This is a genomic window from Halococcus morrhuae DSM 1307 (assembly GCF_000336695.1).
In the GTDB taxonomy this organism is placed as follows: Archaea; Halobacteriota; Halobacteria; order Halobacteriales; family Halococcaceae; genus Halococcus; species Halococcus morrhuae.
This window is the reverse complement of record NZ_AOMC01000096.1, coordinates 78,441-91,320: the sequence shown is the minus strand read 5'-3', so window position 1 is coordinate 91,320 and position 12,880 is coordinate 78,441. Positions and strand designations below refer to the sequence as shown.

10 protein-coding genes are annotated in these 12,880 nt (G+C 62.6%); 2 read left to right on the top strand and 8 right to left on the bottom strand.

What is annotated here, in order from left to right; translation table 11 throughout:
- Positions 1 to 6 precede the first annotated feature (6 nt).
- The 6 genes from C448_RS15940 to C448_RS07415 form a co-directional block, all read right to left on the bottom strand.
- Complete coding sequence (locus tag C448_RS15940) at positions 7 to 1,236, bottom strand: hypothetical protein (RefSeq protein ID WP_152415546.1); 1,230 nt, start codon at positions 1,234 to 1,236, stop codon at positions 7 to 9.
- A 173-nt stretch (positions 1,237 to 1,409) separates the two neighbouring features.
- Positions 1,410 to 2,828, bottom strand: coding sequence for an HPP family protein (locus C448_RS07435; protein ID WP_049916153.1), 1,419 nt, complete (start codon positions 2,826 to 2,828; stop codon positions 1,410 to 1,412).
- Positions 2,829 to 2,885: 57 nt separating this feature from the next.
- Complete coding sequence (locus tag C448_RS07430) at positions 2,886 to 4,889, bottom strand: DUF2079 domain-containing protein (RefSeq protein ID WP_004053369.1); 2,004 nt, start codon at positions 4,887 to 4,889, stop codon at positions 2,886 to 2,888.
- Positions 4,886 to 6,919, bottom strand: coding sequence for a DUF2079 domain-containing protein (locus C448_RS07425; protein ID WP_004053367.1), 2,034 nt, complete (start codon positions 6,917 to 6,919; stop codon positions 4,886 to 4,888). The genes C448_RS07430 and C448_RS07425 overlap by 4 nt, the downstream gene beginning before the upstream one ends.
- On the bottom strand, positions 6,912 to 7,400 hold the full coding sequence (locus C448_RS07420) for a GtrA family protein (protein ID WP_004053358.1): 489 nt from the start codon (positions 7,398 to 7,400) through the stop codon (positions 6,912 to 6,914). Before C448_RS07420 ends, C448_RS07425 begins: the two co-directional genes overlap by 8 nt.
- Complete coding sequence (locus C448_RS07415; protein ID WP_004053356.1) at positions 7,397 to 8,443, bottom strand: glycosyltransferase family 4 protein; 1,047 nt, start codon at positions 8,441 to 8,443, stop codon at positions 7,397 to 7,399. Before C448_RS07415 ends, C448_RS07420 begins: the two co-directional genes overlap by 4 nt.
- A gap of 550 nt (positions 8,444 to 8,993) precedes the next feature.
- On the opposite strand from C448_RS07415, the gene C448_RS07405 reads away from it, so the two are divergent.
- Together C448_RS07405 and C448_RS07400 are read left to right on the top strand one after the other, a co-directional pair.
- Complete coding sequence (locus C448_RS07405; protein ID WP_004053352.1) at positions 8,994 to 10,493, top strand: MATE family efflux transporter; 1,500 nt, start codon at positions 8,994 to 8,996, stop codon at positions 10,491 to 10,493.
- A gap of 110 nt (positions 10,494 to 10,603) precedes the next feature.
- Positions 10,604 to 11,050 (top strand): universal stress protein, encoded by a 447-nt coding sequence (locus tag C448_RS07400; RefSeq protein WP_004053350.1) that lies wholly within the window; start codon positions 10,604 to 10,606, stop codon positions 11,048 to 11,050.
- Between the two features lie 57 nt (positions 11,051 to 11,107).
- On the opposite strand, the gene C448_RS07395 is transcribed toward C448_RS07400, so the two are convergent.
- Together C448_RS07395 and C448_RS07390 are read right to left on the bottom strand one after the other, a co-directional pair.
- On the bottom strand, positions 11,108 to 12,442 hold the full coding sequence (locus tag C448_RS07395) for an MFS transporter (protein ID WP_004053348.1): 1,335 nt from the start codon (positions 12,440 to 12,442) through the stop codon (positions 11,108 to 11,110).
- Between the two features lie 187 nt (positions 12,443 to 12,629).
- Positions 12,630 to 12,824 carry a hypothetical protein gene (locus C448_RS07390; RefSeq protein WP_004053346.1) on the bottom strand — a complete coding sequence of 65 codons (195 nt, stop codon included), beginning with the start codon at positions 12,822 to 12,824 and terminating at the stop codon, positions 12,630 to 12,632.
- Between the last annotated feature and the right edge of the window lie 56 nt (positions 12,825 to 12,880).

The window sequence follows — 12,880 nt, the reverse complement described above, 5'->3', positions numbered from 1 at the left end:
TGTATTCTATCTGTAGAGGTCCATAAGCGGCACCCCAAAGCCAACAATTATCAACAAAATACCGACTGCTGGAAGGAGGAGTAACCTTCTGTTGTAACCTCCCGACCGTGAGTATCGCAAAGAAAAACTGAGACCACTAAATGCTAAAATAATCCCTCCTGTAAGAATCAACAAGAGACCCCCTGCTTCAGCGAAGGATGAAAAGCTTGTTGCGATTTCTATAGAGCTCAGAATCACTGCTACAACTGCGGCAAAGAAACCTATGAACTGCAGTGCTTGATCTCTATAGCGCTCAGATGCGTTGTCAATACTTTGCTTAGTTTCCTCCACTCTTTGTTCAAGGTCTGAAACAGATGTGTTAATATTATCGACATCAGATTCAATCTCTGACTGTATATCTTTCTGACTAATTTCCCATAATTTAGATCTTATATCTATATTCCCATGTGGAGGCACATTATATCCTTCATCTACGTGGGAACCCCCAGACATTTCACGAATCTGTTTGAGGGACTTTTTTGCTTGGTCATAATTTTGTACCACTTCGTGAAGATTCGACAACGCTAATCTATATCCTATATTTCCATCATCAATCTTCAAAGCAAGTTGGACATATTGCATTGCCTCTTCCCAAAGATCATCGATGCCAATTGTATCTCCCCCGATTTCAATATATTCGCCGTCTATATGTGGATATCCCTGAGATACAGCGTAGGCGAACTGTGCATATACGTTTGGATTCTCGGGAATTTGCTTTGCCGCCTTATATCCCGCTGTTAATGCCTTTCTTTTGTGTTCACTACTGTAACCGTTAGAATAGACGCGTGATTTTAGATATTGAAACATTGATCTCTCCGAAAACTCTTCCTCATATTTGATTATCATTTGCTCTTGGCTTTGAAAATCCCATTCCATAAGATTCTCAGTCAAACCACAGGAAAACAGACATAATCTATAGTTTGTACTGTTTGGATGCTTGACTGTCTCTCCGAGATCCTTTGATGCGTTGAGCGTCGAGTTAACGAACCATCCTCTTGTTACGTACTCTATACAATATTCATATGATCGATCGCCTTCGGCAATGTCTCCTCTTGAAGTCAGCTCTGAAACAGCGCGCAAAATCCCTTTTCGATCCGCATAGTCGCTTCCGCCGAAATAGGAGGAAACCCGTTCTCTCAATAATTCGTGTTCTTTCCATGTTGTGAAGTCACGAGTGACCCGGGCGTTAGCACTCATACTTGTAGATGGCTTTGAGGGTACGCAAACATAGGTAATTACTTTCGAGATTCCTTAGATAACTGTTGCTTCCATCACTAGATACACCGTATATAATTCATCGACCATTTACAAATATTCGGACGGGTACAAAAATCAATATGATGTGTATTCCGCTTAGAAGTAGGTTGTTCTCACTCCCGTTCGAGCGGCCGATAGCGCCGGTCGACGATGGCGACGTCACATTCGATATCGTGGAGGCGCTGGAAGGTCGCCGGCGAGAGCAGCCGCGAGACGGCGCTGCGGTCGGCGCTCGCGCCGAGCATGAGGAGGTTCTGGCGCGACGAGGCGTCGGCGAGGAACTCCTCGATCGGGCCGTGGGCGACGCGGGTCTCGATCCGCTCGGCGAACGTCTCGACGAGCTCGGCGAGCATGCTCTCGGCGTCGCGGCGTTCGTACTCGCTGTCGATGCAGTGACAGAGGCTCACCTTTCCCGACCGTCCGGTGAGCCGGCAGGCGAAATCGAGCATGCTGTGGGCGACGTCGCTCGCGCGCCGGACCGAGACGAGCACCCGCGACCAGCTGGTGCGACCGTCGGCCGAGCGGTGGGCGATCACGTCCATGTCGGTCCGGAAGAGCGAGGTGACGAACGAGGCGGTGCGGCCGTCGGCGCGTTCGTACGGCGTCACGATGAGATCGCAGTTGGCCTCGCGGGCGGCTCCGAGCGCCGTCGTTGCGGGTGCTTCCGCCCCGCGCTCGATGACGACCACCTCGCAGGGTACGTCCATCGTCTCCTCGATCCGCTCGGCACACGCTTCGAGATGGCTGGCGTGGGTCTTCGTTGCCGTCGATACTTCCCTCTCCGTCCCGCCGTCGGTGGCGACATCTTTGGGCGACTCGACGATATCGAGCAAGACGACCTTCCCGGCGTCGTGGGCGGCGGCGATGCGTGCGCCGAAGGACGCGGTCGCGTCGGCGTGATCGCCACGCATCGGGACGAGGACGTGATCGTCACCCTTGGTCGACTGGTAGAGATAGCGCGCCCGGTGGCGATAGACACGCCGGTGCCAGAGCACGAACACGCCAGCAACAAGCAGGCTCGATACGGCGATGCTGAGCACGTAACTGAACCCCGGCGCGTCGTCGACGACCGCGAGCAGCGCCGTCGAGAACGCCGCGGGCTCCTCGATGCTGAACGCCCACGTCGCCGCGCCCGTGAGCAACATCGCGAGTGCAGCGCTGGGAGCGTGGATCGATCCGGGACCGCCGGCGTAGAACAGCCAGCCCGTCAGCTCGATGGCGAGCCAGCCACACAGCGCGCCGACGGTCAGCCCTGCGACGAACCGTAGCGGCGACGAGTAGCGCTCCTCGGGGTGGGCGAACAGTAGGTATGCCCCGGAGGCGAGCGGCGGAAAGAGCAGAAAGGAGAGGTTCGTCGCGTTCGCAACGAGCGTCACCAGCCCGACCAGCAGGGGGACGAACAGCACGACCGACAGATGGACGAGGTTTCGCGTGCTCTCCAGCCAGCGGCGGAACTCGTGGAACTCCCGCCGCTCGAACCGCCGCGAGCGCGACACGGCGGCTCGGCAATACGCTCGCACTTCCTCGCGCATACTCATTCCTCGGCGCTTGGACGAAAAACAGCTTCCGCATTCGACACGGCGGATCCGTCAGTTCGTGCCCGTACTACTGTTCGACCCCGGGGCCGACTGGACGGTGACGTTTTCGAGCGCGAACCGCCCCGCGCCGCCGGCTTGCGAAGCGCGGAACTCGACGTTCGAGTGCATCCGATCGAGCGTGAACGGGACAGTGACAGTTTCGAGGCCGTCGGTGTTCGTGACGTTCTCGGTCGCGACCGGCCGTGGTGTGGTGCCCGCGGCGACTTCGAGGTTGGCGACCGGCTGCTCGCCGGCGCTGGTCGCGTTGACCCTGAACGTCGCCGTGTACTCGCCGGGCGGCAGCATCGTTCCCGGGCCGTACCAGTAGTAGGTACCCTCACCGCCGCCCGAGCCGACGAGCTGGCCGTCGATCCGCAGCGCGTCGTTCGGGATGAAGTCGTTCAGCTCGTACGTGCGCGGCTCGACGGTGTAGTTCCCGCGAATTCCGTCGGGAGAGCCGTTGTAGCCGCGTTTGAACACCCACACCTCGTCGTCGTAGCGCACGAGGCCATACTCCGTGCCGAACTGGTTGGCGTAGGTCGATCGGATCGGCTGTGCCCACTCGACACCCTGGGTTTCGAGCTTCGTATCGAGGAGGATATACTCGGGTGTCGGCTTCTGGTTGTTGCGTTGATAGCGATAGAACAGCGTCCGGTTGGCGCTGAAGGTCGCGTTCGGCCGCTCGGCGACGTGGGGGAAGACGTCATTCTGAGTGAGTAGCGAGGCGTTCTCGGGAACCGTGTCGATGCCCTCCTCCAGCATCTCGGTGTGGTCGTTCGTTCCCGGCACGGCGTTTTTCTCCGCACCGATGGCGACGCCGACCGCGAGGTTCACCACCAACACGAGCGCGAGCAGTCCCGACAACACCGTTCGTGCCGAGGCACGCGCGCTCTCGGTGTCGACGATCTCGCTGGTGTCGATGTGTGCGAGCACGCGCACCGCACCGATGTAGACGAACGGGAGCAGGTAGAGCGGGTAGTGTGCGCCGAACGTGTAGTAGACGTCGCGACCGGCGAACACCCACGCGAAGCCGATGAAGGGGATCAGCGAGCCGAGCGTGAGCTCGTCGCCGACCGCGAGGAAGAGCACGGGCAGGAGGAGGAGCACGAGATAGACCACCTTGTCGAAGATCGCGATCGAGACCGAGTCGATGATGAGCTCGGGATTGCCGAGCACGATCGTGATCAGCTGGCCGATCCCCACCCGCGACCCCTCGACGAACGGCTGAAGCGGGGCCGCGATGACGTCCGTCGGCAGTCCCGAGGCGTCGGTGTACTGGCCAATGGCCCACCCTGAAACCCAGCGCGCGACGACGAGGATGCCGGCCGCAACACCGATATACGGAGCCTCACGCCGGAGTCGGCCCCCACGGAACGAGACCACGACGAGCCCGACGAGGAAGCCGCCGACGAGGATCGTCGTGAACTCGTTGGTGAACAGTACGAGCGTGAGGAAGGCGAGGAAGGCGATGTAGCGCCGCTCGGAGTAGGTGTAGTAGGCCGCGAAGATCAACAGCGGCAGGAGGATCTGCTCCTGGAAATCGAACAGCCACGCCGACCAGAGGAAGGGATTGAGCGCGTACGAGGCCGTCAGCAGGCCGGCGAGCCGGTCGCTCTCGATGTGGCTGCGCGCGAGCACCCAGAGCATCGGCACGCTCGCGGCGAGCAGCCCGGACTTGATCACGAGCAGCGTGTACGGCGACGGGACGAGCGCGTAGATGGGCAGGAAGGCCAGCAGCGTCGCCGTGAAGTGGCCGCCCCAGTAGGAGCTCTCGGGCCCGCGGACGGTGTATTTGCCCTGTTCGAGGAAGCCCTGGCCGTGCAGGGTGCTCTCGAACATGTGGATGTAGCTGCCGAAGTCGGCGCCCGTGAGCCAGAAGCTCCGGTAGAGTAGGGAGAGATAGATCGAGAAGCCCACGAACAGCGCCAGTGCGAGCGCGAGGACGTACCACGTCGGGCTGGAGCGCTCGGGGAGGTAGTCGCCGACGGTTGCAGCGACTCGGTCGGTCGTGCTCATGCACTCCCCGCCGAGGCATTCGCAGTAGCGTTTTTCGATTCGTAGTTCACGCGCACCCCGTCGAGCGCGATCCGGCCCGACCCCTCACGGATCCCACGGAACTCGACGTCGGTGATCGTCTCGTCGATGGTGAAGTCGACGGTGACGTTCCGCCAGCCGTCCGTCGGTGCGATGGATTCGCTGGCGATGCGGCCGTGATCGTCGCCACCGGCGACGTCGACCGTCACGACGGGATCGGAGCCGCTCCCCGAGGCATTGACCCGGAAGGTCGCGGTGTAGCTACCCGGCGTCAGCGTGTCGTAGGGCCCGAACCACAGGTAGTCGCCCGCGGAGCCGTTGTCACTCACGATCGTTCCGTCGGCGCGCTCGCCGGTACCCGTCGCCATGCTCGCGGCGTCGTACCGTCGCGCGCCGGGTTCGGACTGGGTGACGCCCTGGACGGGGCCGTCGTAACCGCGCTTGAAGATCTGAATCCCCTCCTGATACCGATAGAGGCCGTACTCGTCGCCGAGGCGGTCGGCGTAGGTCTGCTGGACGGCCCGCGCCCATGGCGCGTTCGGGTTGAGCTGCGTGTCGAGCAGCAGATACTCCGGCGTGACGTTCTGCCAGCGCCGTTCGTAGGCGCTGAAGGTTCCAGGACTCACGATGAACGAGGCGTTCGGCCGCGTCGCCACGTGAGGGTAGATGTCGTTCTGCGCGATGAGCGAGGCGTCCTCGGGGATCGAGTCGATGGCCGTGTCGAGCGTCTGGCGGTGGTCGTCGTCGTCGGCCGGCGGCGGCACGGCGAGATGGCCGCCGCCCGAGGCGGCACCGCTGACGAGACAGAGCACGAGCACCGCCGAAACCAATCCGGCGAGCGTCGACCGCGAGGGCCACCGCAGCGCATCGAACCGACCCGAGAGCCGGCGGAGGGCGTGGATCGCACCGATGTAGACGAACGGGAGCAGGTAGAGCGGGTAGTGTGCGCCGAACTCGAAATAGACCGCCTTGGCCTCACCGGTGAACACCCATGCGAAGCCGAGATACGGCGCGAGCGCCGCCAGCGAGAGCTCGTCGAACAGCGCGAGAAAGGCCACCGGCAGCATGAACGCGGCGAAGAAGAGCAGTTTGTCCGCGACCGCGAACGTCGCCGAATCGATCAGTAGCATGGGGTTCGCGAGGACAGTCATCGCGAGATCGACGATCGAGACGCGCCCCATGCCCTGGATGAACGGCTGGAGCGGTTCGGCGACCACGTAGGTCGGCAGACCGCCGAAGACGCTGTAGTAGTCGATGGCGGCGCTCGACGCGACGCGCGCGACGACGACGAGCACGCCCGCACCGAGGATCATCGGGCCGCGTTTCCTGAGCCGGCCGGCGATCGCCGCGGCGACGAACAGTCCGCCGATGAAGCCGATCGTGGGGAAGACGACGAACTCGTTGGTAAACAGTACGAGCGCGAGAAAGCCCAGAAACAGGAACCGACGATCCTTCTGATAGCAGTAGTAGGCGGCGAAGAGGAAGGGTGGTATCAGCACCTGTTCCTGGAAGTCGAACGACCACGCCGACCAGAGAAACGGGTTGAACGCGTACGAGACGGTCACGACGCCCGCGAGGCGATCGCTGTCGAGACGGTCGCGCGCGAGCAGCCAGAGCACCACGACCGACGCCGCGAGCACGAACGATTTGGCGACCAGCAGCGTATCCGACGGAACGAGCGCGAACAGCGGCATGAACAGCAGGAGGGTGAGCGAGAAGTGTGCCCCCCAGTACGAGCCGGAGGGGTGGCTCGCGCGATACTTCCCGTGCTGGAGCCAGCCCTCGCCGTCGAGCGTGCTCGAAAACATGTGGGTGTAGGCCCCGAGATCGGCCCCCGTCGTCTCGAACCGGGCGTGCATCAGCGCCGTGTAGATCGAGAAACCGACGAACAGCGCCAGCGCGAGCGCGAGGACGTACCACGTCGGACTGCCGCGCTCGGGGAGGCTGTCGAGCATGCGATCGGAAAGCGAATCGGTCGAACCGATCGAAAGCGATTCCGTGAGCCTACTCACGCTTGTCCTCGCCGACGTAGCGCTTGATCGAGTCGAGCGATAGCGAGGAGTCCTCGGTCGACCAGACCCACTTCTCGCTCGCGCCGAACCCCCAGAGCAGACCGAGCCCCATCGAGACGAGGTTCGCCCAGAACAGCGGCACGCCGAGGAAGTCGTAGATGACGACCAGCCCGACGGTCCCGATGGCGATGCCGACGAGGCGGGTGGCGACGTACTTCACCGCGCGCCAGCACCACTGGCCGAACCCCGCCGCACCGCGCCCGCGCCACGTCCAGCTATCGTTCAACACGTAGTTCGCGAGCGTGCTGATGATCCGCCCGGCGAGCCCGGCGATGACGTACGGTACGCCGAAGCGGGGCAGACCGACGGTCAACCCCTGGTTGATGACCAGCCCGACTAGCCCCACCGCGACATACATCACGAGGCGCTTGTTCTGCGGGTCGAACAGCGATCGCTCGCTGAGTTCGTCGAGAACGCTCATGCGCGTACCTCCGTCCGGGTCGCGCCGTTCCCGCTCTTGGTCGGCGGCGAGAGGAGTAGCTCCTTGAGTCGTGGATAGACCTCCTCGAAGCCGTGGGATTCGCCCTCTTCTCGCGCGCGACGACAGCGCTCCTCGTAGCCGTCGTCGTGTCGCCACTCGCCGTAGATGCGGGCGATCGCGTGGGCCAGCCCGCGCGGGGTTTCGGCCTGGAGGACGGCCGCGTTCTCACGGACATGTGTCGAGAGCGGCGTCGTCACGATGGGTGTGCCCGACGCGCAGGCCTCGTTGATCACCATGCTGTCGGTGTCGACGCGTGCCGGATGGAGGACGACGTGAGCACGCGCGTAGGCGTCGGCGAGTTCGTCCTCGGTGAGGAAGCCGAGCCCGTCCACGTCGCCCGCACCGTCACCGGTCGTCACGACGCGGACGTCGTCGGGGAGGCGCTCGGCCACGGCCTGAATCGTGTCCCAGCCCTTCTCGCGGATGTGGGCGGCAGTCGTGAGCACGGTGAACTCGTCGGCACGTTCGTCGCGATCGGGGTTGAACTGCTCGATGTCGACGAAGTTCGGGATATGTACCGTGTTCGCGTGGGGCGAGTCGTAGGCCGGCGTGACCGAGTGGACGACGTCGAAGCGCGAGAGGTCGCGGTCGCCGAGCAGGCGGTAGAGCAGTTTCGTGGCCGTCGGCACGATGCCGTAGTGGGCCTCGTAGAGTTTCTCGGAGACGTAGACCCACGAGTGAATGCCCGCGATGCGCGTGTCGCCACCCGAGAAGAACAGTTCGGAGAAGGGGTTGTAGAAGACGTAGGCCGTGTCGAACCCGGAGAGGTCGTGATGCCAGGCCTCGCGGTAGGGTACCTGGGAGTCGAGCACCTCGCGGACGTCGACGCGGCGCTCGCCGCCGGGGGCGTAGGGGAGCGCGCGCACCGACACATCGACGCCGTCGGCCGCGAGCCGGTTGGCGAGCGCGCAGACCCACTTCTCGCCCCCGCGGTAGTGTTCGACCGAGAGGTGCGGACAGAGAGCGATTCGCGTCCCCGTCATCTCAGGATCGCAGCGGGGTCGCCGGGTCGGTTCGAGGCGAGCGACCGCGCGGGGACCGTTCGCGCGAGGGACGATTCATTAGGGAAACGAACCGACCCCGACCAATTAAGTATTACCTATCGGACTCGATGCATGTGTCGCGTCCACAGTCCGGACGCCACGGGATCGTCCTTGCGATCGTGATTCGATACTGTCGGACAGAGTCGATCAAGCCCCGACAACGCGACGGTCTGCCCGTGGTTGGAGCGAGACAGAACCTTTTTAACCGAATGGTTAGTTGTATCGATAACGGCTGACTGTACGGTCAGCACTGGACGACTATGACTGACGAGACGATCACCGATATCACGGATGCCACCTCTCGCACGCTGTATGAGTGCGGTACTGGTGCGTTGCGGACGCAAATCGCGACTTCCACGAACAGTACGACCGACACGATCATCACGACGGTTCGACCGGAGACAGTCCACCGCGTCGGTCACGAAGCCGCGACACGCGGAGCTCCCAGCTCTGCCGGTCGCGTGTCCGTCGATCGAGGAGTTGTCGCCGAGTGAGCCTCCGAAGCCGTCTCGGCGGACTGTTCAAGTCCCGCGACGAGTTCGATCTCACGTCGGGCAGCATCGGCAAACCGCTGTTCTATCTCTCCCTGCCGATCATCGTGCAGAACCTCTTCCAGACCGCCTACAATCTGGGTGATACGTTCTGGCTCGGGCAGTACGATACGACCGCGCTGGCCGCGATCAGTTTCGCGTTCCCGATGGTGTTCCTGCTGATCTCGCTCGCGCTCGGGCTCTCGGTCGCGGGCAGCGTGCTCGTCGCCCAGTACACGGGGGCCGGTGAGGAACGAAGAGCCGAGTACGCCGCCTCCCAGACGGTCATCTACGCGGTGGTGGCCTCGCTCGTTCTCGGCGCGGTCGGCTACTTCTTCGTCGACGAGTTGCTCGCGTTGCTCGGTGCCGGGCCCAACATCGCGCCGCTGGTGAAACAGTATCTGCAGGTGTACACGATCGGGCTCGTGGCCGTCTTCGGCTTCGCCGTCTTCATGTCGCTGATGCGTGGCTACGGCGATACGCTCACGCCGATGTACGTGATGGCGGGCTCGGTCGTCATCAACATCGTTCTCGACCCGATCCTCATCTTCGGTTTTCAGGACAACCCGCTGTTCGGGCTGCTCGGCGCTCGTGGCCTCGAAACGTGGCTGTTCGGCCTCACGGGCTACACCGGCTCCGGGATCGCCGGGGCCGCGATCGCGACGGTGTTTGCCCGGGCGCTGGCGTTCGGGGTCGGTCTCGTCGTCATGTTCCGTGGCAATCGTGGTGTCAAGATACGGTTGCGACAGATGGTGCCCAGTCTCTCGTTCGCACGCAAGGTCGTCGACATCGGTGTTCCCGCCTCGGTCGAGGGGACGGCGCGCTCGCTGTCGATCAACCTGCTGTTGGTCGTCATCGCCGCGTTTCCCGAATCGGTCGTCGCCGCCTACGGGATCGGGACGCGGATCTTCTCGGTGATCTTCCTGCCGGCGCTCGCGGTCTCGCAGGGCATCGAAACGATGACCGGTCAGAACATCGGCGCTGGCAAACTCGATCGCGCCGCGGAGACGAACAACTTCGGTGCTCGGGCCATGCTCGTCGGCCTGACCCTCCTCGGAGCGCTCGTTCTGATCGCTCCGGAACCGATCGCCGGCATCTTCACCGACGACCCAGCGGTCGTCGCCCAGAGCGCGACCTTCCTCCGCTATTCCGCCCTCTCGTTCGGATTTATCGGCGTCATGCGGGCGTACACCGGCGGGTTCCGGGGTGCGGGGAAGACGATGGTCGCGGCGGCGATCTCGCTCATCTCGCTCGGGCTCGTCCGACTGCCGATCGCGTGGCTCGGGGCGGCAGCACTGGGCACCGTCGGCCTCTGGATCGCGTTCCCGATCTCGAACCTCGCGGGTGGGATCGTGGCGTATCTCTGGTTCAAGCGGGGAACCTGGCGCGAACAGGACCTCACCGAGTCGAACGTCGGCGCGGACGTCGCGGGAACGGAGACGTCGTCGATGGATGACTGATACCACGGTCCAGGACCGCTGCAACCACTCGAACCGACGTCAGTTGGACGACGTTGCTGTGACCAACGTTATACCGTGCCGCCAGATATTTTCCCCAGGTACGAATCACGATGTTCGATCGAATACTCCTCCCGACCGACGGTAGTGATCCGACCGAGTCAGCGGTGACGATGGCGCTCGGACTCGCTGAAACACACGATGCGACGCTCCACGTGCTCTTCGTCGTCGATCCACCCACGTCGGTCACCGGCGTCGGGGACGGGTTCTCGGGGCTGGACAACCTCCTCGATGCGCTCGAAGAGGAGGGTCACAGTACGACCGACGAGATCGCCACACAGGCGAGCGAGCGCGACATCGAGACGACGGCGGCCGTCCGTCGGGGGAACCCCCACGACGACATCCTCTCGTACGCGGACGAAGCCGCTGTCGACGTGATCGTCATGGGAACGCACGGTCGAACGGGTGTCAAACGGGCGCTGTTGGGAAGCGTGACCGAGGACGTCGTCCGTCATTCCTCGATCCCTGTTCTCACCGTGCATCGCGATCCCGACGAATAGCTCGCTCTCGATCGATTCAGCGATATTGAACGATATTCCTCGATCGGTCTCAGGAGCTCAGTGGACCGCTGCTTCGTCCGTCGATTCGTCGGGCTCGGAGATGATGTATTTTAGTGCGATCGCGACTCCGACACAGAGCAGGCTAAGGACGACGAAGACGCCGAACCCGCGTGCGTAGCCGATCTCGCCGTACGCGTCCGCGAAGTAGCCCATCAGTGGCAGGATGACGAGCGTGCCCCCGCCGCCGATGCCGCTGATCCAGCCCGATGCTCCGCCGACGGCCTCCGGAACGAACTTCGGCACCAGTTCGAACACCGCGGCGTTGGCGATCCCCATGCCGGTTCCCAGCACCATCATGCCGACGATTGCCGGCCAGAACCCGGTGACGACGGTCATGATCGCGCTGCCGAGCGCCATGATCGCGAAACTGATGATGGCGACGATCTCGCCACCGAACCTGTCGCTGATGCTTCCAGCCGGAACCCGAATGAGCGATCCGTAGGCGATGAAGAGTCCGGCCAGAAGCCCCGCCGTCGCGAGCGACAGCTCGTGGAACTGCTCCCAGTAGGTGGGGAACCAGGCCGACAGGGAGGTGAACCCGCCGCCGAAGGAAACCGTGTAGAGGAAGACGAGAACCCACGTGCGACGATTTCTCGCGGACGTCTTCAGCGATTCCCACGCGCCACCCGACGGGAAGATGTCTTGTCCGAGATCGTCGGCGATCCGTTTCGATTCCTCCGGATCGGTGCCCTGTTTGCGGAGCTGGAAGTAGTAGGGGTCGACGGCGTACAGCGCGTAGATGACGGTGGCGACGAGCATGAAGACCAGCCAGATCGCGTAGCTTCCGGTCAGTCCGACGAGCCCGATGAGCACCGGGAGTGCGAAGGTGATCATCCCCGGGCCGATGTTCCCGATCCCGGCGAACGCACCGAGCGCGAACCCCTGTTTGTCGCTCGGATACCAGTAGGAGGTCTGTGAGGTTCCGACAGAGAAGGTCGCGCCGCCGGCACCCGCGAGCAGTCCGAAGAAGACCAGCAGTGGATAGAGACTCATGTCGAAGTTCTCGGGATAGGTGAAAAACAGCGTCACGACCAGTCCACCGGTCCCGACGAGCGTCGACGCCATGAGGATGAGAAACGGCTTTTTGCCACCCACGTCGTCCACCCATGCGCCGAAGGGAATTCTGAGGACCGCTTTGCTGAGGTGCGGGGAGGACAGCAGTAGTCCGTGGAGGATGCCGGTGAGGGCCAACTGGTCCTCCAGGATGGGTCCTGCAGCGCCATAGAAGACGATCGTCGTGAGGCCGGCGAAGAAGACGAACGTCGACAGTACCAGCCCTCGTCTCGGTGTTCCCGTCACCCCGTACTCGTCGGCTGCGTGGGCATCGCTCATTACGTGGGTGCCTTGTCCCCTCGGCGTATGTACTATACGAATTCTCCTCGCCCGTACCCCGTGAAAACAATTTGATGAGTGGCCCTCGCGGCGGATCACGGATTGTGGTTCTCGACCAGAACTGCGAACGAATCCCTCGATCGACGGCCCACTGTTGGCGATCCCTGACCGAACCCGTCGGACGATGTCAGTTGCGATAGTTTCGCAGCGCGACCCAGCCGGCGGCGAGTGCGAAGATCGCTCCGACGACGAACGCGACGGGTTGGCCGGATGCGCCCCACTCCCAGCCCAGGGCCGTCGAGCCGAACAGCGCGATTCCCACCGCGAGCAGTCCGACGACGGTGCCGATCGTCGACGTATCGCGTTCGAAGAGTGACGCCATATCGGAACTACCGATAGCAACGACATAAACGTTGGCCGAGTGGTACGGGATCGAAC